The following is a 26721-nucleotide window of genomic DNA, read 5'->3' as shown; positions in this document are numbered from 1 at the left end:
TTTCGCATTATATTCAATGAGTAACGCAACCTAGCTAAGGCAGATCCTCACAGTGGCGCAAGCCCCGGCAGCAACTCGAAAGAAGGTGAAGGCGGAACCCGCCGGCAAGGAGCGCGCTGCGCCCTCGCCACGCCGGCAGCGGCTCATGCGCGACATCGCGATGATCCTGATCGCGCCGCTGTTGCTGTACCTGATGGCGAGCCTCTTCACCTATTCCTCGACCGACCCAGGGATCACGCACTCGGGCAGCGTCACTGCACCCTTGCATAACGTAGGTGGGCTGGTCGGGGCGAAAGTCGCCGATGGCCTGCTGCTGTTGAGCGGCTACGTCGCGTTCGTGCTGCCGCTCATGCTCGGTTTCATCGCGTGGATCGCGCTGTTCGGCATGGATGCGGATGGCGATGGCGATGCCGACCTCGGTCCGGCACTGCGATTGATCGGCATCGTCGGTTTCATCGTTTCGGCGACCGGGTTCCTCTACCTGCGTGCTGCCGCACCGGAGCACTTTCCCGCTGGCGCCGGCGGCATCCTCGGCCGCCTCGTCGGCAATTCGCTGTACAAGGGTTTTGGCCCAATGGGCAGCAACCTGTTCGTCGTCGCGCTGTTGTTGATCTCGGTGACGCTCGCGACCGGCCTGTCATGGCTCACCGTGATGGACAAGCTGGGCCAGTGGACGCTGGAACTCGGGCCGCTTGCGAGCAGACTGTTCCGTCGCGGCAGCCAGCAGGCCACCGAATGGCAGCAGACGCGCGCCTTCCGCGAAGAGCGCGAGGAAGCGCGCAAGGTCGAAACCGAGCTGCGCGCGAAGCGTGCGCCGGTCAGGATCGAACCGCCACCCGCGCCCGTGGTCGAGAAGAGCGAGCGCGCCAAGCGCGAGCAGCAGATTCCCCTGTTCCATGTCGGCGACGGCACCGGCATTCCGCCGCTGGCGCTGCTCGACGATCCCAAGCCACAGCCGAAGGGCTACAGCGAAGAAACGCTCGAAACCCTCTCGCGCCAGATCGAATTCAAGCTCAAGGACTTCCGCATCGATGCGCAGGTCGTCGGCGCTTACCCGGGCCCGGTGATCACGCGCTTCGAACTCGAACCCGCGCCAGGCGTAAAGGTCAGCCAGATCAGCTCGCTCGACAAGGACATCGCTCGCGGCCTGTCGGTGAAGTCAGTGCGGGTCGTGGACGTGATTCCGGGCAAGTCGGTGGTCGGCCTGGAAACGCCGAATACCACGCGCGAAATGATCTTTCTCTCCGAGTTGCTGCGCTCGAAGGAATACGACAAGTCGCCGAGCCCGTTGACCCTGGCGCTGGGCAAGGACATCGCCGGTCGCCCCACCGTCGCCGACCTCGCGCGCATGCCGCATTTGCTGGTTGCAGGTACCACGGGCTCGGGTAAGTCCGTCGCGGTCAACGCGATGGTGCTGTCGTTGCTCTACAAGGCTTCCGCCAAGGACGTGCGGATGCTGATGATCGACCCGAAGATGCTGGAACTCTCGGTCTACCAGGGCATTCCGCACCTGCTGGCGCCGGTGGTGACCGACATGAAGGAAGCCGCCAACGGCCTGCGCTGGTGCGTGGCCGAGATGGAGCGGCGTTACAAGCTCATGTCGGCCGTCGGCGTGCGCAACCTCGCCGGTTTCAACAAGAAGGTGAAGGACGCGCAGGACGCCGGGCAGCCGATGATGGATCCGCTGTTCAAGCCCAATGCCGAACTGGGCGAAGCGCCACGTCCACTGGAAACGCTGCCTTTCATCGTCGTCTTCATCGACGAATTCGCCGACATGATGATGATCGTCGGCAAGAAGGTCGAAGAACTCATCGCACGGCTGGCGCAGAAGGCGCGCGCCGCCGGCATCCATCTGATCCTCGCGACCCAGCGTCCGTCGGTCGACGTGATCACCGGCCTGATCAAGGCGAACATCCCGACGCGCATTGCGTTCCAGGTGTCGAGCAAGATCGATTCGCGCACGATCCTCGACCAGTCCGGCGCGGAAACGCTGCTTGGCCACGGCGACATGCTGTACCTGCCGCCGGGCACCGCGCTTCCCGAACGTGTGCACGGCGCCTTCGTCAGTGACGAGGAAGTGCATCGCGTCGTCGAACACCTCAAGCAGGTCAGCGGTACGCCCGACTACATCGAAGGCGTGCTGGACGAGGTGCAGACGCTGGGCGACGGCGTGATCGTCGGCGCCACCGGACTGCCCGAGAGCGGTGGTGGAGCAGGGGACGAGTCCGATCCGCTGTACGACGAAGCCGTCCGCATCGTTACCGAAACGCGCCGCGCTTCGATCTCCGGGGTGCAACGCCGCCTGAAGATCGGCTACAACCGCGCGGCCCGCCTGATCGAAGCGATGGAAGCCGCCGGCGTGGTGACGCCACCCGAGCACAATGGCGATCGCAGCGTGCTGGCACCGCCACCGCCGAAGTGAGCGTGACCCGGACGTGTCCGGATCGTCGCGAAGGCGGGCGATCCCGTCGACAGTTCACCTGCGGTTACAGCCGGCGTGAGAGCGCGTTCAGCGATTGCGATACACACTCGCCCCAACAGTTTTTCCGGAGTTCCCACATGCGTTTTGTAGCCACCCTCGGTATCGCGGCCGCGCTGTTTTCCACACAGGTGGTCGCCGGCGCCCGCGACGACCTCAACGCCTTCACCAAGGGGCTGAAAGGTCTTGATGGCCAGTTCGCACAACAGGTGTTCGATTCGAAGGGCAAGCTCAAGGAAAGCTCGAGCGGCAAGGTGGCGTTGTCAGCGCCGCGCCTGTTTCGCTGGGAATACATGAAGCCTTATCCGCAACTGATCGTTGCCGATGGCAAGACCGTGTGGGTCCATGATCCCGACCTGCAGCAGGTCACCAGGCGTCCTCAAGGTGTCGAGGAACAGAACAGCCCGCTGTCGGCACTGATCGATCCCGGCAAGCTCGATGCCCAGTTCGTGGTGAAGGAAGATGGTACTTCGGGCGGTCTCGACTGGCTCGTGCTCACGCCGAAGGGCAACGCGGCCGATGCCAGCTTCCGTTCCGCGCGCCTGGGCTTCAGCAACAACGCATTGACGAAGATGCAGGTCGTCGACGCGCTCGGCCAGCGAACCGAGATCAACTTCAGCGGTTGGAAACGCAATCCGTCATTCCCCGCCGGCACGTTCCGCTACACGCCGCCCAAGGGCGTGGATGTGATCGGCGGAAGCTGACGCATCGGCCGCGGTGAAGAGGGAGCGACAACCCAAAGTCGCCGCCGGCCTACAATGGGGCCATGCCCCGTCGCATTTCATCGCCGGCCGAAACCAACGATCTGCTGGGCTCGGATTCCGACCACCTGCGTCCGCTCGCCGAGCGCATGCGTCCGCGCACGCTGGACGAAATGGTCGGGCAGCGCCGGCTGCTGGCGCCCGGAACGGCCCTTCGCCGGGGCATCGAGTCCGGACACGTGCACTCGATGGTGTTATGGGGGCCACCGGGTTGCGGCAAGACCACCCTGGCCCTGCTGCTCGCGCAATACACCAACGCCGAGTTCCAGGCGATCTCCGCTGTTCTCTCGGGCCTTCCGCAGGTACGCGAGGTACTCGCCGAAGCCGCGCAGCGTTTCGCGGGCGGACGCCGCACCGTGCTGTTCGTCGACGAAGTGCACCGCTTCAACAAGGTGCAGCAGGATGCGTTTCTACCGCATATCGAGCGCGGCACGATCATTTTCGTGGGTGCGACCACCGAGAACCCGTCCTTCGAGCTGAACTCCGCGCTGTTGTCGCGATGCCGCGTGCACGTGATGGAAGCCGTTTCCGCGGAGGATATCGCCACTGCGCTCAAGCGTGCATTGCAGGACACGGAGCGCGGTCTCGGCGAGCGCCACCTGCAGATCAGTGACGATCTGCTGCAATTGATCGCCGGCGCGGCAGATGGCGACGTGCGCCGTGGCCTGACCTTCCTCGAGATCGCGGCCGACCTGGCAGGCGAGGGCGGCGCGATTACCGAGGCCACGCTCGAACAGGTGCTCGCCGATCGCACCCGCCGATTCGACAAGGGCGGCGAACAGTTCTATGACCAGATCTCGGCGCTGCACAAATGCGTGCGCAGCTCGAACCCCGACGCCGCGCTGTACTGGCTGGCCCGCATGTTCGATGGTGGCGCCGATCCGAGTTACCTCGCGCGCCGCCTGACCCGCATGGCGGTCGAAGACATCGGCCTGGCCGATCCACGCGCGTTGCAGATGGCGATCGACGCCTGGGAAACCTTCGACCGCCTCGGCAGTCCTGAAGGCGAACTCGCCCTTGCGCAGCTGACGATCTATCTCGCCACCACGGCGAAGTCCAATGCCGCGTACAACGCCTTCAATTCAGCAAAAAGCGACGTGCGCGAATACGGCACGCAGGAAGTTCCGTTGCACATCCGTAACGCACCCACCAGGTTGATGAAGCAGCTGGGCTACGGCAAGGGCTACCAGTACGATCACGATGTCGAGGGCGGCATCGCGCTCGACCAGACGGGTTTTCCGGATGCGATGGGTGAACGCGTGTACTACGAACCCGTCCAGCGCGGAATGGAAATCAAGCTGAAGGAAAAACTCGACAGCTTGCGCGCGGCACGCGAGGCGGCGCGCAATGAAGGTTCGGGCTAGCGGGGCTGTGCATCGTTGCCGTATGCGGCGCGGTGGGCAGATTTCATTGACGCGAATCAACGGAAAGGGCGAATGAGCCTCTGGTTCCAGCAATTGTGGCTGGTGATGCTGGGCGGCGCGTTGGGCGCCGCGGGCCGGTTCTGGCTGGGTGGCCTGTTGCTGCGGCACATCGGTTCCGGTTTTCCGTGGGGAACCTTCGCCGCGAACCTCATAGGCGCATTCGCCGGCGGCTTCCTCGCGGTATGGCTCGAAGGGCGTGGCGCTTCTGCTCTGTATTGGCGCGCATTCCTCATCGTTGGCCTGCTCGGGGGATTCACTACATTTTCCGCGCTGATGATCGAATGCCTGATCAATTCGCGTTCGTCGCGCACCGAACTGGCGTTCTTCTACCTGCTCCTCACCGTCATGCTCGGCCTGCTGCTGGTCTGGGGCGGTGCGAGGCTCGCGCACCTGTGGCGTCCCTGATCGCGAGCCTGAAGTTGCTTCCCCGCAGCGTCTGGCTGCTGGGCTTCATCAGCCTGATGAATGACGCGGCCAGCGAGATGATCTATCCGCTGCTGCCCTTGTTCGTTGCCGGAACACTGGGAGCCGGGCCACGCGTGCTTGGACTGATCGAAGGATTGGCCGAAGCGGTCAGCAGCCTGCTCAAGCTGGCGTCCGGCATCTGGGCGGATCGCACGCGCCGGGCAAAGCCTTTCGTCGTGGCCGGATACGGGGTCGCGGGACTTGCGCGCACCCTGATTGCGGCCGCGACAGGCTGGTGGTTCGTGCTGTTGTGCAGAGTTGCCGATCGCGTTGGCAAAGGACTGCGCAGCTCACCGCGTGACGCCATGCTCGGCCGCAGCGTCGATGCGAAGCAACGTGGCCTGGCGTTCGGCTTCCACCGCGCAATGGACAACGCCGGCGCGGTCCTGGGGCCGCTGGTCGCCGCTGCGCTGCTCGGGATGGGCATGGAGCTGCGGACGGTTTTCTGGTGTGCCGCGATTCCGGCCGTGATCGTGTTCATCGCGACGCTGCAATTACGCGAACCCGAGGCCGAAGCGATGCTGGAGGTGCCGCGCTTCAACTGGCATCTGCGTGATTTCCCGCCGCAGTTCCGCCGCTATCTGCTGGTGCTCGGGCTATTCATGCTGGGCAACTCATCGAATCTCTTCCTGCTGATGCGTGTCCGTGAACTCGGCCTGCCGCAGGCACAGATTCCGCTGCTGTGGGCGGTGATGTCGGGCGTAGCCGCGATATTCCTCACACCGTTTTCCGCATTGTCCGATCGGTTCGGCCGCCGGCAACTCATCGTTAGCGGTTGGATCGCATACGCGGCGATCTATCTGGTGCTGGGATGGGGCGGGCTGAAGCCCTGGAGCGTATGGGTGTTGTTCATTGCCTATGGACTTTTCATTGCGGCAACCGAAGGCGCAGAAAAGGCGCTGGTGGCCGACTTCGTGCCGCGCGGGCAACTCGGCACCGCCTTCGGCTGGTATCACCTCACGCTCGGCATCACGCTGCTTCCGGCATCGCTGCTGTTCGGCTCGCTGTGGGAATCGGTCTCGGTGTTCACTGCATTCGCGTTCGGCGCGGCATGCGCGCTGCTCGCCGCAGGCCTGCTGCTCTTCTGGGTTCGCGACCACACGGAGTGAATTCACCGTCAGCCGACAACGGCTGCGCGAAGGTGGCGCCCGTGTGGAGGTGTCGATGGGCCTGCAGGAATATCAGCGCAAACGCCACTTTCGCGAGACGCCGGAGCCGCGCGGCAAAGTCGGCCCGCGCAAGGCGAAGGCACGCAACTTCGTAGTGCAACTGCACCATGCGCGGGCACGCCACTACGATTTCCGCCTCGAAGTCGCTGGCGTGTTGCGCAGCTGGGCAGTGCCGAAGGGACCGTCGTTCCGTCCGGGCGAGAAGCGCCTTGCTGTGGAGGTGGAGGATCATCCGGTGTCCTACGCCGGATTCGAGGGCACGATTCCCGAAGGTCATTACGGAGCGGGCCACGTCGCGATATTCGACGAAGGCACCTGGACCACCGACGACGATCCCGCCGACGCCCTCGAACGCGGCAGTCTCGAATTCACGATGAAAGGTTCGCGCCTCAAGGGCGCCTGGCGGCTCGTGCGCACGGGCCTGCGTGGGAGCAAGCCGCAGTGGCTGCTGTTAAAGCGCAACGACGAACACGCCGGTGATTTCGAAGCCGACGATCTCCTGGAAGGCGTGTTGACCGGGCACGTGAAGCAGCGGGTGAAGAAGGGCAATGGCGCCAGCAGGAACGCGGGTTCAAAGGCGGGCACGTCGGCGATGCGCCAGCGACTCATCGATGGCGCGGGTGCGCTTCCCGGGGCGCGCAAGGCGAAGAAGCTCGCCTTCATCGCTCCGATGCTCACGACCGCTTCCAGGATCGCACCCAAAGGAGAGGAGTGGCTGCACGAGTGGAAGTGGGATGGTTACAGGCTTATCGCCGCAACCCATGGCGGTGGCGAAACGCAGCTGTGGTCGCGCAATGGCCTGCCTTGGGAATCACGCGTACCGGAACTTGCCGTAGCGTTGGGAAAACTCGGCGTTACGGCAGTGCTCGATGGCGAGCTGATCGCAGTCAACGCGAAGGGATACAGCGATTTCAACGCATTGCAGGCAGCGCTGAAATCCGGACAAACCAGCCAGCTCCGGCTCGCGGTCTTCGACCTGATGCGCCTGGGCGAATCCGATCTCACGGGTGTCGACCTTCATGCGCGCAAGACCGTGCTTCGCGAGCTGCTCAAGGGCGCCGATCCACGTCTGTTCTACAGCGACCATGTGCCAGGTCATGGCGACGAAGTGTTCGAAACCGCGCGAAAAAGTGGGATGGAAGGAATCATCAGCAAGCGGGCGGATTCGAAATACCACAGCGGACGAGGCGATGCGTGGCTGAAGGTGAAGGCGCAGGAGACCCGCGAATTCGTTGCGGTCGGCTACACGCAGCCGAAGGGAAGTCGCCAGGGCATCGGTGCTTTCCTGCTGGCGCAGGTGAAGGCCGGCGAGCTCGTTTATGCGGGACGTGTCGGATCGGGGCTAACCGATTCGATGCTGCGGGAACTGCCGCGAAAACTGCAGGCACTGGAAACGCGCGAGCCGACGGTCCCATTGCCGCCGCACACGCCTCTGCCTCCTGGCAAGGTGCATTGGCTCAAGCCTGAACTGGTAGTCGAAGTGATCTTCCGCGGTTGGGGCAAGGAAGGACTTTTGCGGCAGGCTTCGTTCTCGCGCCTGCGCGAAGATCGCGCCGTGACCCCGGAGCTTGAGCAACCCGAACCGTTGCCTGCGATCACCAGCCCCGGCCGGATCGTGTATCCGGACATCGGCGTAACGAAGCAGCAGGTTTACGACTATTACCTCGAGGTCGGCGATCGCGTGCTGAGCGAAATCGGCGGGCGCCTGCTGTCGATCGTGCGGTGCCCGGATGGAATCGAAGGGCAACGGTTCTTCCAGAAACACGTCGCGCATGGCTTCGGCAAGTCGGTGAAGCGCATGGGCGTGCGCGAAGCGGGCGGAGAGGTCAAGGAATATTTCCATGTGGACGATCTGCCCGGCCTGATGAACCTCGTGCAGATGAATGCAATCGAACTTCACCCCTGGGGTTCGAAGGCGGCGGATCTCGAGCATCCCGACCGCATGATCTTCGATCTCGATCCCGATCCGTCGATCACCTGGAAGGACATCAGGATTGCGGCCGGGGACATACGCGACCACCTGGCCGAACTTGGACTGCCGTCGTATCCGCGCCTGTCCGGCGGCAAGGGCGTGCACGTGGTCGTTCCATTGGCGCCCCAAGCGAGCTGGGAGCAAGTGCGTGATTTCTGCGAATCGTTCGCCAATGCGATGGTGCAGCGGAAACCCACTCGCTACGTCGCGACAATGAGCAAGGCGAAGCGCGAAGGCCGCATCTTCATCGACTGGCTTCGCAACGGCCGCGGCTCTACCAGCATCGCCGGCTGGTCATTGCGCGCGCGTGCCGGCGCCCCTGCGGCCATCCTGCTGACATGGGAAGAACTGGCGCGAATCCGCAAGCCCGATCGCTACACGATCAAGGACGCGGCGAAACATCACGTCCCGGAATCCACGCTGCGATTGATCCGGGACGCACCTCGACTACCTGTCTGATCAGTGGTGCCACTCGCGTTGCGTGGTGGCACCGTTGTCGGCCGCATCGACGTCACGTGCGTCCATGGCCTGGGTTCCGAGGGGTTGCGAATCCACGGATTGCATCTGCATGACGCCTTGCCCGTCGGCAAGCTGCACCGTGCGCGAAGCCTGCCGGCTCGCCGAGCGCGCGAGTCCGCCGCGGCGTCCGGCTTCGCGCGCTTCCTCCGCGTTGAATTCATGCGCATTGCCGCTGCGATGCGCGGCACGTCCTCCTGCACTGGCAATGGCGCGTTGCCGTTCGGCGTCCATCGACGCAAATCCACGGCCGCTTCGATGAGTGGATTCGTTGCGATTGGGCATGTCGATCTCCCTGTCAGGTGGTGTGGGCTGCGGATGAGGTGTTCTGTCGAAGCCGCGTCGCCGTGCTACTTGCGAAACAGGCGCGGGTCCAGCGTGAAAGATTCGGCGCTGTCGACCAGCAGTTGTGAAATGTTGTCGTGCTCCGGATTGATCAGCAGATTGCGCGACTGCTCGCACAGCACGCTGGGAAGATCCAGCGCAAGGGAGTCTCCTGCCGAAATCCAGGTGTTTCCGTATTCACGCACGTCCTCGCGGTACGGCGTTGCGCGCCAGTTTTCGGGCAACGAAGTGGCGGTTGCGACGTTGCGTCCGGGCATTCGTGCTTTCACCAGCACCAGGTCGACCGGCTTTTCGCCATCGAGATGGGCCAGGAATTCCAGCACTGCGCCGGCTGGCGTCGTCGAGGCGTAGGCCGCCGGTATGCCCGGACTCGTCCAGCGCCCCCCCGAACGATTGGCTGAACTGGAGAACGGCTGCTCTGCCTGGTCGCGATGCACGACGCGGAAGACTTCGACGACTTCCGTTTCCTGTGCCTGCACGGGTCCGCTTTGCAAGTCCGGTGCCGTTGCGATCGCCTTGGATGTCACGGCGGGCGGATCGCTCGCGGGAAAAGTGGCGGCCAGGGCCTCATCGAGATCCTGTTGGCCAGCGGATGGATCGGGTGTGTTCACGGCTCTGCCTCGCGGTATTGCAGGAGCCTAGAAGCGGTGTCGCATAGGCGTAGTGATGAGGCGGCCCGAAGGCGGAAGAACCTTGAATTCTTCACGAAGCCTGCGTCGTCTTTTCGCTGTCGTCGCATCTACAGCACGCGCTGATAACGCGTCCAAGCCCATCGTTACCCGGGATGCGCTGGCACGGCATTTGCCGGCGTTCCGTTGATGGGTAGTCGATGGCCAGTCGACAGCAATCGGGTGATTGCCACCAGGAACCACCAGGAGGATCGACGATGCGTGAATCGAACATCGGTCACGAGCTGAAAGATATGGCGCAGGAGGTCGTGCGCTTTGGCGAGCGATGCGTGCAAGCGGGTCGCGATTGGCTTAATGAGAGGAGAGAGGATATGAACAACCGGAACGACGACGGCCGCAGCGATTACCAGTCCGGCCACCGTTACGGGCAAGGCGGCAGCGGACAGAACGAAGCCTCGCGCCGTGGGCAGCCTGGCTATGGCGAGCAATCCGATCGCAACCGGATGCAGCAGCAGAATTATTCGCAGGGACAGTCGAACCGCAGCCGCGGTGAGTACTACGGCGGTGGCCAGTTCGACGAACGCATGCAGACCAGCGGCTGGGATGAAGATCGCAGCGACTGGGACTATGAAGGCGGGCCCGAGCGCTACAGCACGTCGGGTTACGGCGAAGCCGGCCAGCAGAACTGGCGGCAGAACCAAGGACAGGGACGCCAGTCGTCCTCGCAGCAACAAGGCGGTCAATACGGCAGCCAGCGGGAGTTCGGACAGGGTGGCGCAGGCAGCGATTACTACAGCGGCCGGCAGGGCTATCGTTCACAAGGCTCGTTCGGCAGTGAATACAACACCTACGGCCGCAACCAGGGTTACGGAGAAGGCTACGGCCTGTCGCGCTCGCAGCCGTCGCGCGGGCAGGGCGGAAGCCAGTTCGGTGGACGCCAGGATTACGACGCATCGAACCGTTACGGTGGCGAGAGTGCACGACCTGGAGGGCGTGGCACGACAGCCAGCCAGGGCTATATGGACCAAGGCGAAATGTCGGGCTATGGCGGCCGGGAACTAAGCACGCAGCAATACAGCAGCAGTAGTTCAGGCCGTTACGGAACCTCGCCCGGCCAATACGGCTATGGCGGTTACGGCGCCGGCAGCAGCGGTACCAGTGGTACCTATCGCGGCGTTGGCCCGAGGAACTACACGCGCTCGGACGAACGCATCACCGAAGAGATCAACGAACGCCTTACCGACGATGACGATCTGGACGCCGGCGACATCAGCGTTCGCGTAGCCAGTGGCAAGGTCACGCTCGAAGGGAACGTCGACCAGCGCTGGATGAAGCACCGCGCCGAGGACATCGCGGATTCCTGCAGTGGCGTGAAGGAAGTCGACAACCGGATCCAGGTGAGCGCAACGAGCAGTTCGCTTGGGCAAAGTTCCGGTTCTTCGCTCGGCAGCAGCACTTCTCGTACGGGCACCACTGGAACGACGGGCACCACGACAGGTACTACTGGCACCACGGGGTCAGCGGGCAGTTCCGGTACGACTCCGCATTGACGTCGTATCGACCCGCGTAGCGCGATAGTTCGCGTACGCGGGCGGCAGCGTGTCGACAATGACCGCAATGCCGCAATCCTCTCTCCCGACAGATCCACAGGAGTCGGGAGAGAGGTGGGGGCCAAGGGCAATTCAACGGGCGTACTCAGCCACGTGTTCGTCAAGCCGACACGCGAATTTGATCCGAAATTTGATTCGACGTTAAGCGGGCGCGAAGGGGCATCGGCTCACGCCTGTTCAGATAGTTGAAAACAGCGCAATCGCGTCGCGTGATCGCGCGAAATTGAATGTTTCCCGACCGGAACGCATGTGTCGGCACGAGGCCGAACGCCGGATTTTCCTGTTCACGATTGCTGCGCTGAATAATTAACAGCATCGATCTTGAAGCGCCTCACAGAACCGAAAACCTCCGGCTGATTTTTTTCACGGCATCTATACATTCCCCCCTGCGCCTGACGACATCCGCAGGTTGCCAACCACATACCGCCGTCGAGGCGGTTGGCCCAGAGGGGATCTGTAATGAGCTTTCACGAACACGTGCGCGCCGCGCACGCGCAGGGGATTGCGCGCCGTGACTTCCTGAAGAAGTCCTCCATGGTTGCGGTCACGGTTGCACTGGGCACCACCGCGCTTCCGGCCCTGGCGGCCTACATCGCACCGACGCGCGCCCGCGGCGCCACGGTGCTCGACGTGCGCAACTTCGGCGCGGTCGGCGACGGCGTGCGTAACGACACCGCAGCGATCCAGGCAGCGATCAACGCACTGCCGGCCGACGGCGGAACCGTGTTTGTGCCGGGGGGCACCTACATGATCGACGCCGTCCGCAACCTGCGCCTGCGCGGCCAGATGCACCTGCAGCTCGCCCCCGATGCGAAGCTGGTGGCGATTCCCAATTCGGTGGACCGCTCGTACGTGCTCAACGTGTACAAGGTCAGCGACGTCGAGATCTCCGGTGGCCAGATCGTCGGCGAACGCGACCAGCACACGGGGACCACCGGCGAGTGGGGCCATGCCATCATGGTCCGCGGCTCCAAGCGCGTGACCGTGCGCGACATCCATCTTTCGCGCTGCTGGGGCGACGGCCTCTCCATCGGCGGTGCTGCAGCCACGACGGGCACGATCCCGAGCGAAGACGTCGCGGTCACGAATATCGTCTCGACCGGCAACCGCCGTCAGGCCGTGACCATCGGCCGCTCGCGCGGCGTGAAGATCTACGATTCCGAACTCAGCTACACCAGTGGCATCAAGCCGGGCTGCGGCGTCGATATCGAGCCTGATCCGGATTCCACCGAAAGCACCAGTGGCGTTCGCATCGAGAACTGCTGGATTCACCACAATGCCGGCAACGGGATACAGGTCTACAAGACCGTATTGAACGTGGTCATCAAGGCCTGCACGGTCGAGCACAACCAAGGCTACGGCGTGTTGCTGCTGAATGCGGATTCAGGTTACGTGGTCAACAACAAGTTCCTGCATAACCGGCTGTACGGCGTCTCGGCGCGTACCGCATCGCATGGTTACCAGATCAGCGGCAACACCTTCCGCAACAACAAGACGATGTACTTCGGGGTGAAGGAGTCGTTGGGCGCGCTCACCACGATCGCCGGAACGGGAAGCTCCGGAACCATGAAGAGTTCCTGGCAGCTCGAAGTGACTACCGACTGCTACAGCATGAACGTGGGTACGAACTACTACGCGTTGTAATCGTCGCCATTGAATGGGGATACGGAAGGCCGGGCAGGCTTTGATTGCCCGGCCTTTTTGTTTGTGGAGATCAGGGCGAGGTCAAGAATCGGCGCAGATAACGAAATGTTTTCATCAGCTGCAAATCTCGCAAGCGCGCCATTTTCCCGTTCAAGATGCACGCGTATTGATGAGCTTCACAAAAAGGAACATCGGGGATGAAATTTTTCACGCACCCTCTACATTCCACGCGTCGGCGACGAGGATTAACGCGCCAGACGTTCCCCCGATAACGCTGCCATGGAATAACAGATCGCCGTCGGCAGCCGGCACCGGAAAACTGATGACCCATTCTGAACACGTGCATGACCTGCACGCGCCGGCGACGGCGCGACGTGATTTTCTCAAGAAGTCCTCCGCTCTGGCCGTCACCCTCGCTCTTTCCGGCACTGCATTGCCGGCCCTGGCGGCCACTTACGTTCCCCCGACCCGTCAACGCGGCTCCACCGTCCGCAACGTCAGGAACTACGGCGCCTACGGCAACGGCTCCCACGACGACACTACTGGCTTTCAACGCGCGATCGATTCGCTGCCGTCGACCGGCGGCACGGTTTACGTGCCTGCCGGCACCTACCTGATCGATGCGACCCGCAGCATCCGCATGCGCAGCCTGATGCACCTGAAGCTCGATCCCGGTGCGAAGCTGCTGGCGAAGGCGACTTCGGCAGACCGCTACTACGTGGTCAATGCGTACAACGTCCACGACATTGAAATTTCCGGCGGCCAGATCGTTGGCGAACGCGATCGCCATCTGGGATCCACCGGCCAGTGGGGTCATTGCATCGGCGTGCGTGGCTGCAAGCGCGTGACAGTGCGTGACATCCGGCTCTCGAAGGGTTGGGGCGACGGCATTTCCGTCGGCGCTTCCAATGGTTCGACCACGATTCTCAGCGACGACGTGGCGGTCGCCAACATCGTCTCCACGGGCAATCGCCGGCAGGGCATGACCATCGGACGTTGCCGCAACGTGAGGGTGTACGACTCTGAGTTCAGCTACACCTCGGGCATCAAGCCGGGCTGCGGAATCGACATCGAACCCGATCCGTTCGGCACGACGATCTGCGACACGGTGCGCATCGAGAACTGCTGGATCCACCACAACGCCGGCAACGGCGTGCAGGTCTACAAGACGGTGAAGAACGTCACCATCAAGGCGTGCACGATCGACTCCAACAAGGGCTTTGGCGTCCTGATGCTCCGTGCGAACACGGGCTACGTCCTGAACTGCAAGCTGTCGCATAACCGCCTCTATGGCGTATCCGCACGCGACGCCACGCGGTATTACCAGATCAGCTCGAATACCTTCCGCAACAACAAGACCATGTACTTCGGCGTGAAGTCGTCAACGGGGTCGCTGACGTCGATAACGGGAACCGGTAGTTCCGGCGGCCACAAGTCGTCGTGGCAACTCGAGCTCACGTCGGACTGCTATGGCATGAAGGTCGGCACCAACTACTACGCGCTGTAACAACCCGGTCGCACGTATCGGCTGCACCAAGGCCGGGTCCGCTTGAAAGGGCGGGTCCGGCCTTTTCTTTTCCTGAACATCGAACCACACGGCGTGAGATCGCCTTCACTCCTGCTTCGGATAATGCGCGCATCGAATGAAAACGAAAGGATTGCGCAGGATCGACATGAAATTCATGTTCTTCGCCAACACGGACTGGTACCTCTACAACTTCCGCATGTCCACGGCGCTGCATCTGAAAGAGCAGGGTGCGGAAGTGGTGATGCTTTCGCCACCGGGATCCTTTGGCCACCGCTTCGCCGAGCAGGGCATCCGCTGGGTGACGTTGCCGGCGATGGACCGTGCCAGCCTCAATCCGGTTCGCGAAGCGTGGACCCTCAGGCAGGTAGTGCGTGTTCTGTCCGAAGAGCGCCCGGACCTGCTGCACAATTTCACCGTGAAATGCGCGGTGTATGGAGCGCTCGCCGCGCGAATGGCCGGCGTGCCGGCCGTTGTCAATGCGGTGGCGGGAATGGGATACGTGTTCACCAGCGACGCGATCATGGCGAGAACCTTGCGGCCTGTCGTAAAGGTGCTGATGCGCGGAACGCTTGGCACCGACAACTCGCGCCTGGTGCTACAGAACCCGGATGACGCCCATGCCTTCGTCAATTCACGACTGGTTCCGAAGCAGAACATCCGGCTGATCCGGAGCTCCGGAGTGAACACGTTCCGGTTTGCCCCCGCCGAGCGTTCGCAAGGCAGCACGGGACCGCTGCGCGTGTTGCTTGCGGCGCGCCTCGTCTGGGAAAAGGGAATTCGCGAATTCGTCGATGCCGCGGCGCTGGTGAAATCGCGCGGGTGCCCGATGGAATTCCTGCTTGCGGGTGCGCCGGACCTCGGCAATCCCCGTTCCGTGGAACAGACGCATGTCGACGAGTGGGTCACGAAAGGACTGGTGACCTGGCTGGGCCACGTGGATGACATGCCCGAACTGCTGCGCTCCGTGGACGTGATGGCGTTGCCGAGCTACTACCGCGAAGGCGTGCCGAAGAGCCTGATCGAAGGCGCTGCCTGCGGCCTTGCGCTGGTCACCACGAATCTTCCCGGTTGCCGCGAAGTAGTCAGCTGCCATGGTGTCGACGGCTTGCATGCCACTCCGCGCGATGCAGGTTCGCTCGCCGACCTGCTCATCGGGCTTCACGAGGATCGGGCGTTGTTGCGGCGCCTGGGCGAGTCCGCGCGGCGCAAGGCGCTTTCCGACTTCGACGAAAAGATCGTCATCTCGCGCACGCTCGAGGTTTATGACGAACTGTTAGGTGCTCGCAGCTGGCGACTCGCCGCCGGATGCGAACAATCCCAACCTGCGCGAGAGGCCGCCTGAGCCGTGGCGGACTCGGGCTTGGCGATAAAGCGCAGAGCCGGGGGCCTGAAGCGTGCAGCCGCTGCGTTGTCGCTGCTTTCGTTCGCGACTGCATTGGGCGCCGCGCTTGTTCTGGTGACCCAATCGCTGCTCGCGCGGCAGTTAGGGCCGGCAACGTATGGTCTGTTCGCATCGTCGCTGGCCACCGTGAGCATGATTGCTCCGTTTGCCGGGTTCGGTCTGTCGCAGCTGCGCTTGCGCGTGTACGGCGCCGAAGGCTGGGCGGCGAACCGATGGATACGCCCATCGGTGCGACTGAGCCTGGTCACCGGTGTAATGGCGTGCACGGCGGTGATCGCCTGGGCATTGCTGACGTCGGGTGACACCCGGCGCGTGCTGCTTCTGCTGCTCCCGGTGGTGCCGGCCCTCCTGGCCGTCGAACTCGTCAGCTGCAAACTTCGACTCGAAGAGCATTACCACAAGCTGGCGGGCTGGCAGTTGCTGATTCCCGCGGGCCGGCTCCTCGTCGCTCTGCTTGCCGTTGGTGCCGCGACATCCAGCGCGACGCCGGTGGCATTCGGATACGGGCTGGTCGCACTGGCGGTCGCCATCCTGGCGTTTCCGCATTTTCGCGCGATGGTCCGTGGCGACATCGAACTGCACGGCCATGGGCCCAGGCCAGCGACGATGCCCGAACTTCATGTTCCGGGCGCATCGGCGCTGTGGTCGCAGGCATGGCCGTACGGAGTCGCCGCCGCGTTGTATCCGATCTTCTTCCAGGTCAGCACGGTGATGCTCAAGTACCTCGGCGGCGACGTGCATGCAGGACGTTTGGGCATCTCCATGGCCGTCATGTCGGCGATCTACCTGATTCCGACAACGATCTACCAGAAGTTCCTTCTGTCCAAGCTGCACCGCTGGGCGACGCATGACCGGCCGCGATTCTGGATGGTGTACAGGCGGGGAATCATGGCGATGCTCGCATTGGGCCTGGCGATTGGTGCATTGCTGTTTTTCGTCATGCCCAGGCTGGTTCCCATCGCATTCGGCTCCGAATACCTGGGCGTCGTGCCGATCCTGATGGTGCTGGCGCTATGTCCGCCGATCCGGTTCCTTTCCACCGCGGTGGGTTCGGTGCTGCTGACCGGGACGCACATGTACTACCGCGTGCTCATGATGGCACTGGCCGCCGTCGCGACGATCGCCCTGGATTTCCTGCTCATTCCGACGCACTACGAAATGGGCGCGGCATACGCGATCGTGGGCGGGGAACTCGTGCTGATGATCGCTACATGGATCGGTGCGCGGAAGTTCGGCTCCGAATTCCGCTGACTGCCGTTGTGGCTGTGTTTTGTTCCGGCCTGCTGCGGCCGCGCCAGTTCACGGTTGCATCACCGGAAAAAAAGATCATGGGTGCATTCGCCATGGTCGAGCCACGCGGCTCGCGTGAACAGGTTCCCTTACGTGAAGACTTTCTATCTTTCTGGCCAGCGGACTTTCGGAAATCGAGGCTGCGAAGCCATCGTCCGTAGCACGGTGGCGCTGTTGCGCGCGCAATTCGGCGACGTGCGGATACTGGTTCCGTCGGTCGACGTTGAACGCGATCGCGCACAGTGGCCCGACGCCGCCCAGCAGGGCGTACGTTTCGTGCGGGCGTACATGCCGCGCATGGCCGGGTACTGGGTGCATCTGCAGCGCCTGCCGCTGCCGTTCCTGAAGCGGGCCAGCTGGCCGTTCCCGCTGCCCGAGTGGCTAAAGGAGCAGCTGTCCAGTGTCGACGCTGTCCTGGCCGTGGGCGGCGACAACTATTCGCTCGACTACCGCATTCCGTCGCCGATCATGGGGCTCGACAATTTCGCCATGGATCTGGGCAAGCCCGTCATTCTTTGGGGGGCCTCCGTCGGACCGTTCGACAAGGAGCCGGGTTTCGTGCCCGCGGTGAAGACGCATCTCTCGCGCATGAATTTTGTCGCCGTGCGCGAATCCGTGAGCTACAAGTACCTCACTGAAAACCTCGGCCTCGCCAACGTCGTGCAGATGGCGGATCCCGCTTTCATGCTGGGCCGCGAAACCGTCGACTATTCGAAGTTCTGGCCCGACTGTCCGAACGGCGTGCTGGGCGTCAACATCAGTTCCCTGATCGAACGTTACAAGCGCCCCGAGCAGGACCTGCGCGCGGAAGTCGCGGAGTTCATCCGTCGCGCGGTCCGCAAGCACGGACTCGGCGTCCTGCTGGTGCCGCATGTGCACCCGTTGCAAGGCGAGCACTCCGGCGGTGACGGAACCTACATGGCGGACCTGCTGGAGCGGGTTCGCGACCTGGGCGGTTGCGTGCAGATGATGCCGCATGAACTCAACGCCGCTCAGATCAAGTACGTGATCAGCCAGTTGCGCTTCTTCATCGGAGCGAGGACGCATTCGACGATCGCGGCACTGTCGAGTGGCGTTCCCACGGTGTCCATCGCTTACAGCGTCAAGGCGCGCGGAATCAATCGCGATCTCTTCGGCAATGAAGAGGCCGTGCTGCCGACCCCCGAACTTTCCGCCGATACGCTCGAGCGAAGCCTGGGCTGGCTGATGCGGGAAGAAAACACGCTGCATGCCACCTTGGCGCGCCGCATTCCCCAGTTGCAGGACGAAGCGAAGCGTGCCGTCGCGCGTGTGTCCAGCCTCCTGGCCTGATCATGAAGTCCGCGGCCCCGCAGCAATCCATGCCATTGGCTCGAAGCGAGCCGCAGGCCCTGCCGCACCCGCGTGCGCCGGTCAGCGCGGTGGTTCCGTGCTATCGCTGCGCAGACACGATCGGCGCGTCCATTGCATCCGTCGCTACACAGAGTCTGCCGCCGCACGAGGTGCTGCTGGTCGACGACTGCAGTGGCGACGGCACCCTGGAAGCCTTGCACGAGCTGGCGTTGCACTACCCGGAAGGCTGGATCAAGGTTCTCGGTTCGCCGCGCAATGGTGGTCCCTCGCAGGCACGCAACATCGGATGGGCGCACGCGAGCCAGCCTTACGTTGCTTTCCTGGACGCGGACGACACGTGGGCGCCGGCCAAGCTCGAATTGCAGATGGCTGCGCTGCGCGATGATCCCGGCATTGCGTTGATCGCGCATCGCATGGATGTCCGCGGGCGCAATGCAGGCCCCCCCTCGCTTCGTCCGCCCGTGCGGGTCAGGATCCTGGGCAGGAAGCGGATGCTGCTCAACAATCCGTTTCCGACCGCGTCGGTGGTATTGCGTCGGGACCTGCCGTTCCGGTTCAACGAGAACTTCCGTCGCGTCGAGGATTTCCTCCTCTGGGCGCAGATCTGCTTTTCCGGCTATCGCTGCGCGAAAATCAACCAGACGCTCGCTTCATGGCACAAGGCCAACTACGGTGCCGGTGGCCTGAGCGGCGATCTTGCGGCGATGCACAGTGCAGGAAAGGCCGTGCGTCGCGAACTGCTGCGGCAAGGGCTGGTTACGCCCACGGAACATCGCATCGCGCGGGTGATCGGGACGGTGCGCCGGGCGCGCCGCAACCTGATGATGATCCTGCGCGAAGGCGCAGGCCGATTGCACCTGCATCGGCCTGCCAGTCGCGCCGACAGTGGGAGGCTGACATGACGGCCTATGCCGCGATGCCGCTCCCGGAATCCAATCGTGCCGATGCCGCCGCCTCCGGACTCAGCTTCCTGCTGCTCGCCCTGGCGGCGGTATTTGCCTGCTGGGCCGTCGGGAGCCGCCCGCTCGACATCGGCACGGACACCCGTGTGTACGCAGGTTTCTACGAATCCCTGGGACATACGGCGATCCACACGCGCCTGGAACCCGGATTCGTCCTCGTAAGCAACACGTTGCGAACGCTGGGCTTCGGCGTGATCGGATATCAGATCTCGTTGTTCGCGTTGCTTTTGCTGATCGCCTTCGTCGCGTGTCGAAAATACTTCAACCACATTGGCGGCGGGCGGGGATTTGCGATGTTCCTGACTGCATCGGTCACGCTCCTGTTCGTGTCGCCGATGTTCATGAATGCCGCGATCAATGCTGTGCGCCAGGGATTGGCGGCACTGCTCATCTTCACCGCGCTGCTTTCGTTCCAGCGCCGGCAATGGCTGCAGTTCGTGGTTTTCGGAGCACTGGCGTCCAGCCTGCACCTGTCTTCGTTGATGTACCTGGCCTGTGCCCCGGCGCTTCTCGTGAATGCCAGGACCTTGCGCTGGATCGCGCTGCTCGCATTCGCGGCCTATGTGTCGGGTCTTTCGATGAAGCTGGTGCAGGCATTCGTGCCGCAGCTGTACGCATTCGTGCAGGAGTACGCGTACAACCCGGATTATCGTTCCGGCGTGCGAATCGACTTCGCTGTCTTCTCGATCTTCTGGTATGCGTTGCCGCACATGCTCGCGCCTTTGATCCGCGAGTCGCATCGTGAAGCGATCCTCCAGAGCGCCGCGGTGTACCTGGTGATGGTGCTGCCGTTCTTCGCCGTGGGCTGGGGTTCGTATTCGAATCGATTCCTGCTGCCCGCATGGCTGTCGGCTTCGCTGATCGTTGCCGCCATCCTGTGCTTCAGCCGGGTCAGCATCCTGCGCAATCCGCTGCTCGTCCAGATCGGACTGCTCGGCGCCTGCGGCGCGCTCTACTACTACGTATCCAATGGAATCGTTCTATGAACAGTGTTGCGGAGGCAGGCGTCGTGCCGGATATGCGGGCAAGGATCAAGGCTCTGGTGCCGGCCGAGCGGCGCGTCGCCATACGCAGGATGCTCGCGCGGTTAAAGGTGCTTTCCAACTACGGCTACGACGCGCGGCGATTCCTGGCGGCTTCCTCCGCCGGGCGCTCGACCGACGACGCGGAGCGGCTGGCGGCGCACATCTCCATGGATTACCACCGGCTCGAGAAGGGCATGGCGCTGCCGTCGCCGCGCTATGGGTTCGGACGTGACGTGGTGATCCGGCTGATGCGCACCATCGCACGCTACGAAAGGGAATTTGGAACCGCGGACGTGACCGTGTTCGCCCGCGGCGCGCTGGCCGGGTATCGACGCTTCAATTCCGCCAAGATCGCGCCCGAACTGGAAGCCACGATCGACCGCTTCCTCTCCGAATGCACGAGTGAGCCTTGCGGAGGCGTCGCCTCGCTCACGGCGGAAACCCTGTTTCCGTTCGAAAGCGAGGCAGCGCAGCGCTTCCTGCTGAGCCGGCACAGCGTGCGGCAATTCGATGGGCGCCCGATCGCCCATGAGGTTCTGCAGACCGCAGTGCGCATCGCGCAGCAGGCTCCATCGGTGTGCAACCGCCAGAGCGCGCGTGCTTTCGTGAGCACGGAACGTTCGAAGATGGATGACATGCTGCGGTTGCAGAACGGAAACCGTGGCTTCGGCGACCGCCTGGGCGCCGTGATCGTGGTGGCGTCCGACATGCGTGCTTTCACTTCGATGGGAGAGCGCAATCAGTGCTGGGTCGATGGCGGCATTTTTGCCATGTCGCTCGCACTGGCGCTCCACTCGTTGCACGTTGGCGCCTGCATGCTCAACTGGAGCGTCGAACCGGGGCGCGATCGCGCCCTGCGTCGCCTGCTCAAGCTGGACGACAACTACGCGGTCATCACCATGATGGGCGCCGGGTATCCGCCCGATAGCCTGGTGGTAGCCGCGTCGCCCCGGCGCAGGACGGAGTCGATCGTCAGTTTCGTCTGAGTAATCGCACCGCGCATGCTTGCTGCCCTGGCTTCCGCCTTGAGTTATCCCCTGTATGCGTCGCTCGCGATTGCGGTCGTGGGCGCGATCGCCGTTCCGTTGGGCTTTCGCAGGACCGCCCTGGCACTGTTTGCCCTGGCATTCCTGTGGACCGCCACCTGGTCGGTTCCGGTCGTGTCCGATGGGCTTCGCAGTTCTTTGGAAGACCGCCACGTCGTGGTTCCTGAGGCGTCGTTGCCGAGCGCGGACGCGATCGTCGTCCTGGGTGGTGCCAGCCGCTACTGGTGGTTGCAGCGCGAAGACGTCGATCCCTGGGAACTGGGAAGCAGCCGGCTCGCTGCCGGCGCCCGCGCCTGGCTGTCGAAGCGCGCGCCGATCGTCATTCTCACCGGCGGACGGGGAGGGCGCGATGCAAGCGAGGCCGCGCGCATGAAAACCGCCATACAGCGGCTGGGCGTGCCCGCATCGGTGTTGGTGCTCGAGGAGCGCAGCCGCAACACCGAAGACAATGCGATCAATACCGCGCGGCTGGCACATCCGTTAGGTGTGCGGCGCATCCTGCTGGTGACATCCGCTCTGCACATGCCTCGCGCCATGCTGTTGTTCGAGCGACAGGGATTCGAGGTAACACCCGTTCCCGTGCCGGAGAAAGGCCACCGGCAAACGTGGCGCGAACGCTGGCTGCCGTCACCAAGCGCGCTGTGGAGAAGCGGCCGCGCGCTAAAGGAGTATGTGGCGCTGATGGCTCTTCACGTCGAGTCCACTGCGCGTCAACGCGACCTTGACGCCAACGCGGGACGCTGATTTTTCCCCAGCAAGCTTCACGCGATATCAGCGTAACGCCGCTTACGCTCTGTTGGCCAAGTGGACAGGAGCGGACGATGCAACCCAATCATCTTGTCGCCGAACGCGCTTCGCGCCTTTCGACGGTCTGTAGTTCCTTTAGCTCGACAGTGGTGCACGGAAACGGAATACAGCGCGTAACACGCACAGTCGTCGTTGCCGCCGCCTCGCTGTTACTGGCCGGTTGCCTTACCGGGCAGTCGATGTCCCGGGGTGACCAGGACGGAATGCGCATGGTGGAAATCACGCCGGAGTTTGTCGCCAGCGGCGACAACGTAAACGCGATGCAGCCTCTGCCTGCCGAGCTGACCGAATACAGGCCGCAAAGTTACGAGATCCAGCCGGGCGACACGCTGCTCGTCACCGTGTGGGACCACCCTGAACTCACTGCTCCGGCGGGTACGCAGCAATCCGCGGCGAGCAATGGCCGCCTCGTGTATCCGGACGGCACCATGTTCTATCCCTACGTGGGAACGCTGAAAGTCCAGGGAATGACGATCGAGGAGCTGCGGCGCACGCTGACGAGCCGCCTTTCGAAATACCTGCGCGATCCGCAGGTCGACGTCGGTGTCAGCGGCAACGGCGGCCAGGTGGTGCTCGAAGGTGCATTCACCAACACGGCGCCGCAGGGTGTGAGCACGGTTCCGCTGACGGTCTCCAAGGCCGTGGGTACAGGCGGCATCAATGTCGAGCAGGCCGATCTTTCCGGGCTGACGCTCATCCGCGACGGCCGTCGCTACAACATCGATCTCGACAGGCTCAACCGCCAGGAGGGCTCGGGCGATATCTACCTGAAGCCGGGCGATCGTCTCTACCTGCCGTTCAATGATCGCAAGCAGGTGTACGTCCTGGGCGAAGTGCTTCGTCCGCAGGCACTGACCTTCAAAACCAGCGACATGTCGCTTACCCAGGCGCTGGGTCGCGTGGGAGGCTTGAACCAGGTTACGTCCAACGGCGACGAGGTGTATGTGGTCCGCGGCATCGACGCAGCAAACCTCGCGTCGCAGAGATCAGGCAACGGCGCCACCGTTTATCACCTCCGTGCAAAGTCGGCGTCCTCGTTCGCGCTGGCCAGTTCCTTCTCGCTGCGCGCAGGCGATGTCGTGTTTGTCGGCCCAGCGGGCATCACGCGCTGGAACCGCTTCCTGAGCCAGTTGCTGCCGCTATCGGGAATCATCAACAGCGCAGCCAATGCACAGAACAATTTCACCGATTGACGAAACTCCTCCACGTGATGTCGATGGACCGGAACTGCCCGCGTCGCCTGGACGCGGGCAGTCTGCCGATTCGGCCTTCGCGATCCGGCGGATTCTCGTCGTGTGCGTGGGGAATATCTGCCGCAGCCCAATGGCCGAATACGTGCTTCGCAGGCGCCTGCAAGGACACGGTGTAACTGTCGAGTCAGCGGGAATAGCGGCAACGGAAGGGGCCCGCATCGATCCGTTCGCGCTCGGCGTACTGGCGGCGCGCGGAATCGATGCCGATCGTCATGTCGCCCGGCGGCTGGACCAGTCAATGCTTGACGCTGCCGACCTGGTGCTGGTGATGGAGCGGCCGCACCTCGAATTCATCCGGACGCGGTTTCCATCAGCGACGGGGAAAACATTCCTGCTCGGACGCTGGATCGGCGAATTCGAGATGCCCGACCCCCTGGGCCGGCCGCGCGAAACCTTTGAGCACCTCTATCGTGCGGTCGAGCGGGCAGCGCACCGCTGGTGCGAACTCATCTAGCAAATGTCGCCTGTTTAGGAACGTCTTCTTCCCGTGAATGATGAATGCGTAACCGTACGTGTTCATGGTTGCGCGCGCATCAACTTCTTGTATCGAAGATGTATGCACCCGCTCGTTTTCATTTCCTCGTCAACCGCGTCTGCCTAATCTGGTCCGCGTTCAAGAATGCTTTGCGTTGTTCACTCCATAGGGATCATGCGCGGAATGTTGCACTCCCCGCGTCTTCCTGAATCGCATGGATGCCGACTCTTTCGGTTTGCTGCGACTACGACAAACAGAGCCAGGAGCACTCATGCCGGACGCAAGACTGGTGGCCGCCGCGTCGGTTGCCCTTACTGTCACTCTCGTCGCGATCTTCTCGCTGCGGCCGCTTGCGCCGCGCGTGGGGCTCGTCGACAGGCCCGATGCGCGCAAATGCCACAAGGGCCGCATACCGCTGATTGGCGGCCTCTGCTTTTTTACCGGACTTGTCGCGGGACTCAGCTACCTGGGCACGACGGACCGCTTTGTAGTCGTACTGCTGGGGTCCAGTGCGCTGATCATGCTCACTGGGCTTCTCGATGACCTCTACGACCTCAGCGTGCGAACGCGCCTGGCCATCCAGGTCGCCGCAGCGACGGGTGTGATTGCTGCAACGGGTGTCTACGTCGACAGCCTCGGTCAGGTGGCAGGCGGCGCCGAACTGCGCCTGAGCGTGCTCGGCATTCCGCTCACGATCCTTGCTGTCGTTGGCCTGATGAATGCCTACAACATGGTGGATGGCATCGACGGACTCGCAGGTGGTCTCGCCATGGTGAGCATCGTGGCGGTGCTGACCTATTCGTCGGGCACGGGATGGCAAGCGCTGAGCGTGCTGTTGTTGCTGCAGATCCTCCTGGTGGTGCTCGTTCCCTATCTCGGGGTGAACCTGGGATGGCCCGACGGGCGCAAGATTTTCATGGGCGATGCGGGAAGCACGATGATCGGCTTCCTGCTTGCATGGAGCCTGATCTACCTGAGCCAGCCGCAGGTCGGGCGAATGGCTCCTGCCGACGTGCTGTGGTGCGTGGCGATTCCGCTGATGGACACGCTGGCGGTGATGGTCCGGAGGATTCGCCTGGGGCGCTCACCCTTCAAGCCTGACCGGCAGCATCTGCATCACCTGCTGCTCGATGCCGGGTATTCGCCGCGTGGCGCGCTGGTGCTCGTGATCAGCTCGGCGGGCGTGCTCGCGATGCTCGGCTACGCACTGCATGGACTTCCGCCGCTCGTGAACTTCGTGGTGTTCGCGGGTGTGCTTGCCTTGTACATCGCGCGCCTTCCTGCGCTTCTGCGCTGGCTTGGCAACACGCGGGCACAGGAGCAGGTAGCCAGCGAAGCGGTAGCCGCAGCGTTCAGTGGCGACACGGTGCTCAGGATCGACTCCATGGAGGCGCTGCAGCAGACGGCCGATCGGGGAATCCCGGGGCAGCTGAAGGCGCTGTGCGTCCTTGGCGAATCCCAGGACACGATCAGGATTGCGCCTGTTGCACGCCAGCTCTGCCTCGACCCCCGATTCGCGACGCACGTGTGCGTGACCGACCTGACGTCCGAGAAGCAGCATCGCATTCTCGAACTGTTCGACCTGAAGCCGGACATCGACCTGTGCATCACCTCGCCCGACGGCGATCCGAGCGATATCACCTCGGCCACGCTGGACGGGATCAAGCGCGTGCTGCAGGAGTTGAAACCCGACATCGTGCTGGTGCACGGCGATACCGCAGCGACGCTCGCGGCCACCCTGGCGGCGTGCTACCAGCACATCCCGGTGGCGAGGCTCGAGTCAGCCGCCGAAGCGATGTCCGCGTCGCCAGCATTATCGGCGGGCGAGCAGGTCAACCGGCGCGTGGCAAGTGCACTGGCCTCGGTGCATTTCATTCCGAGCGAATCCAGCAGCCGCGAACTGCTCGCGGCTGGCATTCCCCGGGATCGCATCCAGGTCACTGGCGATACCGCGGTAGATACCTTGCGCACCGCGATCGACCGAATCCGCAACGACAAGGCCATCGAAGCCACGTTGCAAAAGCGCTTCGCCTTTCTCCGAGCCGACAGCCCGCTGCTGTTGGTGACCCACCGCGAACAGATAGACGGGTTTGCGCACCTCGGCCGTGCATTGCGCAAGGTCGCACGCGTGCGGCCGGATATCGATGTGGTGTATCCGATCTCGCTTACGCCCGATGCGCAACGCGACACGCAACGGCTCGGATGGCGGCCCGCGAACGTGCACCTGGTCGAGCCGCTGGATTACCTCGCATTCGCGTACCTGATGCAGCGGGCGCACGTCGTGCTGACGGGCTCGCCCGAAGTGGAAAGCGAAGCTGCATTGCTCAGCAAGCCCGTGCTGGTGCTTCGCGACGCCGGCGTGTCGCTGGATGGAGACGATCCGCACTACCTGCCCGTCGACGATGCCGCGATTGCGGACGGCGTAATGACACTGCTGAGCGATCCGGTGGCTTACGAGGCGCTGCGCACCGCCCATGTCGACGGTGTCGGTTCGCCCAGCTTCCGCATCGTCGACGCGCTTGCGGCACTGCCGTCCAGGAGCCCGGCACTGGCGGCTTGAGGCACAACGTTCTGGTTGGTCCGTATC

Annotated in this window: 21 protein-coding genes; 19 read left to right on the top strand and 2 right to left on the bottom strand. The window is 63.3% G+C overall.

Annotation, left to right across the window (positions count from 1 at the left end; genetic code table 11):
• The first annotated feature begins 85 nt into the window (after positions 1-85).
• The 6 genes from ASD14_RS07690 (at position 86) to ligD (ending at position 8729) form a co-directional block, all read left to right on the top strand.
• Positions 86-2422 carry a DNA translocase FtsK gene (locus tag ASD14_RS07690; RefSeq protein ID WP_056131249.1) on the top strand — a complete coding sequence of 779 codons (2337 nt, stop codon included), beginning with the start codon at positions 86-88 and terminating at the stop codon, positions 2420-2422.
• A gap of 137 nt (positions 2423-2559) precedes the next feature.
• The gene (lolA, locus tag ASD14_RS07685) at positions 2560-3183 is read left to right on the top strand and encodes an outer membrane lipoprotein chaperone LolA (RefSeq protein WP_056131246.1); all 624 of its coding nucleotides are present in this window, start codon (positions 2560-2562) and stop codon (positions 3181-3183) included.
• A 62-nt stretch (positions 3184-3245) separates the two neighbouring features.
• Positions 3246-4604 (top strand): replication-associated recombination protein A, encoded by a 1359-nt coding sequence (locus tag ASD14_RS07680; protein ID WP_056131243.1) that lies wholly within the window; start codon positions 3246-3248, stop codon positions 4602-4604.
• A gap of 72 nt (positions 4605-4676) precedes the next feature.
• The gene (crcB, locus tag ASD14_RS07675; protein ID WP_056131240.1) at positions 4677-5069 is read left to right on the top strand and encodes a fluoride efflux transporter CrcB; all 393 of its coding nucleotides are present in this window, start codon (positions 4677-4679) and stop codon (positions 5067-5069) included.
• Complete coding sequence (locus ASD14_RS07670) at positions 5057-6238, top strand: MFS transporter (protein ID WP_235565331.1); 1182 nt, start codon at positions 5057-5059, stop codon at positions 6236-6238. The genes crcB and ASD14_RS07670 overlap by 13 nt, the downstream gene beginning before the upstream one ends.
• Before the next feature lie 55 nt (positions 6239-6293).
• The gene (gene ligD / locus ASD14_RS07665; protein WP_056131236.1) at positions 6294-8729 is read left to right on the top strand and encodes a DNA ligase D; all 2436 of its coding nucleotides are present in this window, start codon (positions 6294-6296) and stop codon (positions 8727-8729) included.
• On the opposite strand, the gene ASD14_RS15705 is transcribed toward ligD, so the two are convergent.
• Together ASD14_RS15705 and ASD14_RS07655 are read right to left on the bottom strand one after the other, a co-directional pair.
• Complete coding sequence (locus ASD14_RS15705; RefSeq protein WP_082538810.1) at positions 8730-9071, bottom strand: KGG domain-containing protein; 342 nt, start codon at positions 9069-9071, stop codon at positions 8730-8732.
• Positions 9072-9136: 65 nt separating this feature from the next.
• On the bottom strand, positions 9137-9742 hold the full coding sequence (locus ASD14_RS07655) for an RES family NAD+ phosphorylase (protein ID WP_056131233.1): 606 nt from the start codon (positions 9740-9742) through the stop codon (positions 9137-9139).
• 389 nt (positions 9743-10131) lie between these two features.
• Between ASD14_RS07655 and ASD14_RS07650 the strand changes: the two genes are divergently transcribed.
• The 13 genes from ASD14_RS07650 (at position 10132) to wecB (ending at position 26694) form a co-directional block, all read left to right on the top strand.
• Complete coding sequence (locus tag ASD14_RS07650) at positions 10132-11310, top strand: BON domain-containing protein (RefSeq protein ID WP_056131231.1); 1179 nt, start codon at positions 10132-10134, stop codon at positions 11308-11310.
• 519 nt (positions 11311-11829) lie between these two features.
• On the top strand, positions 11830-13014 hold the full coding sequence (locus ASD14_RS07645) for a right-handed parallel beta-helix repeat-containing protein (RefSeq protein WP_056131228.1): 1185 nt from the start codon (positions 11830-11832) through the stop codon (positions 13012-13014).
• Between the two features lie 322 nt (positions 13015-13336).
• Positions 13337-14521 (top strand): right-handed parallel beta-helix repeat-containing protein, encoded by a 1185-nt coding sequence (locus ASD14_RS07640; protein ID WP_056131226.1) that lies wholly within the window; start codon positions 13337-13339, stop codon positions 14519-14521.
• Between the two features lie 166 nt (positions 14522-14687).
• Positions 14688-15884, top strand: coding sequence for a glycosyltransferase family 4 protein (locus ASD14_RS07635; RefSeq protein WP_157475163.1), 1197 nt, complete (start codon positions 14688-14690; stop codon positions 15882-15884).
• A 114-nt stretch (positions 15885-15998) separates the two neighbouring features.
• On the top strand, positions 15999-17195 hold the full coding sequence (locus ASD14_RS07630; RefSeq protein WP_235565330.1) for a hypothetical protein: 1197 nt from the start codon (positions 15999-16001) through the stop codon (positions 17193-17195).
• Between the two features lie 81 nt (positions 17196-17276).
• Entirely contained in the window at positions 17277-18545 is a 1269-nt protein-coding gene (locus tag ASD14_RS07625) for a polysaccharide pyruvyl transferase family protein (protein ID WP_343123457.1), read from the top strand.
• Positions 18546-18547: 2 nt separating this feature from the next.
• The gene (locus tag ASD14_RS07620) at positions 18548-19468 is read left to right on the top strand and encodes a glycosyltransferase family 2 protein (protein WP_056131214.1); all 921 of its coding nucleotides are present in this window, start codon (positions 18548-18550) and stop codon (positions 19466-19468) included.
• Positions 19465-20514, top strand: coding sequence for an EpsG family protein (locus tag ASD14_RS07615; protein ID WP_056131210.1), 1050 nt, complete (start codon positions 19465-19467; stop codon positions 20512-20514). Before ASD14_RS07620 ends, ASD14_RS07615 begins: the two co-directional genes overlap by 4 nt.
• Positions 20511-21539, top strand: a complete 1029-nt coding sequence (locus tag ASD14_RS15700; protein WP_200947034.1) for a nitroreductase family protein — start codon at positions 20511-20513, stop codon at positions 21537-21539. The genes ASD14_RS07615 and ASD14_RS15700 overlap by 4 nt, the downstream gene beginning before the upstream one ends.
• A gap of 15 nt (positions 21540-21554) precedes the next feature.
• Positions 21555-22343 (top strand): YdcF family protein, encoded by a 789-nt coding sequence (locus ASD14_RS07605; RefSeq protein ID WP_056131207.1) that lies wholly within the window; start codon positions 21555-21557, stop codon positions 22341-22343.
• Positions 22344-22585: 242 nt separating this feature from the next.
• On the top strand, positions 22586-23599 hold the full coding sequence (locus tag ASD14_RS07600) for a polysaccharide biosynthesis/export family protein (protein ID WP_082538804.1): 1014 nt from the start codon (positions 22586-22588) through the stop codon (positions 23597-23599).
• On the top strand, positions 23574-24113 hold the full coding sequence (locus ASD14_RS07595) for a low molecular weight protein-tyrosine-phosphatase (protein WP_082538803.1): 540 nt from the start codon (positions 23574-23576) through the stop codon (positions 24111-24113). The genes ASD14_RS07600 and ASD14_RS07595 overlap by 26 nt, the downstream gene beginning before the upstream one ends.
• 292 nt (positions 24114-24405) lie before the next feature.
• Positions 24406-26694, top strand: coding sequence for a UDP-N-acetylglucosamine 2-epimerase (non-hydrolyzing) (wecB, locus tag ASD14_RS07590; RefSeq protein ID WP_056131204.1), 2289 nt, complete (start codon positions 24406-24408; stop codon positions 26692-26694).
• The last annotated feature ends 27 nt before the right edge of the window (positions 26695-26721 follow it).

This window comes from Lysobacter sp. Root494 (assembly GCF_001427225.1).
Taxonomy (GTDB): Bacteria; Pseudomonadota; Gammaproteobacteria; order Xanthomonadales; family Xanthomonadaceae; genus Agrilutibacter.
Note: the sequence above shows the minus strand (reverse complement) of the source record. Positions and strands in the feature narration are given on the sequence as shown.

Coding starts and splice junctions, on each gene's coding strand:
- lolA (WP_056131246.1), top strand. CDS start 2,560: ATGCGTTTTGTAGCCACCCTCGGTATCGCGGCCGCGCTGTTTTCCACA.
- ASD14_RS07680 (WP_056131243.1), top strand. CDS start 3,246: ATGCCCCGTCGCATTTCATCGCCGGCCGAAACCAACGATCTGCTGGGC.
- crcB (WP_056131240.1), top strand. CDS start 4,677: ATGAGCCTCTGGTTCCAGCAATTGTGGCTGGTGATGCTGGGCGGCGCG.
- ligD (WP_056131236.1), top strand. CDS start 6,294: ATGGGCCTGCAGGAATATCAGCGCAAACGCCACTTTCGCGAGACGCCG.
- ASD14_RS15705 (WP_082538810.1), bottom strand. CDS start 9,071: ATGCCCAATCGCAACGAATCCACTCATCGAAGCGGCCGTGGATTTGCG.
- ASD14_RS07650 (WP_056131231.1), top strand. CDS start 10,132: ATGAACAACCGGAACGACGACGGCCGCAGCGATTACCAGTCCGGCCAC.
- ASD14_RS07645 (WP_056131228.1), top strand. CDS start 11,830: ATGAGCTTTCACGAACACGTGCGCGCCGCGCACGCGCAGGGGATTGCG.
- ASD14_RS07640 (WP_056131226.1), top strand. CDS start 13,337: ATGACCCATTCTGAACACGTGCATGACCTGCACGCGCCGGCGACGGCG.
- ASD14_RS07635 (WP_157475163.1), top strand. CDS start 14,688: ATGAAATTCATGTTCTTCGCCAACACGGACTGGTACCTCTACAACTTC.
- ASD14_RS07620 (WP_056131214.1), top strand. CDS start 18,548: ATGAAGTCCGCGGCCCCGCAGCAATCCATGCCATTGGCTCGAAGCGAG.
- ASD14_RS07615 (WP_056131210.1), top strand. CDS start 19,465: ATGACGGCCTATGCCGCGATGCCGCTCCCGGAATCCAATCGTGCCGAT.
- ASD14_RS15700 (WP_200947034.1), top strand. CDS start 20,511: ATGAACAGTGTTGCGGAGGCAGGCGTCGTGCCGGATATGCGGGCAAGG.
- ASD14_RS07605 (WP_056131207.1), top strand. CDS start 21,555: ATGCTTGCTGCCCTGGCTTCCGCCTTGAGTTATCCCCTGTATGCGTCG.
- ASD14_RS07600 (WP_082538804.1), top strand. CDS start 22,586: ATGTCCCGGGGTGACCAGGACGGAATGCGCATGGTGGAAATCACGCCG.
- ASD14_RS07595 (WP_082538803.1), top strand. CDS start 23,574: ATGCACAGAACAATTTCACCGATTGACGAAACTCCTCCACGTGATGTC.
- wecB (WP_056131204.1), top strand. CDS start 24,406: ATGCCGGACGCAAGACTGGTGGCCGCCGCGTCGGTTGCCCTTACTGTC.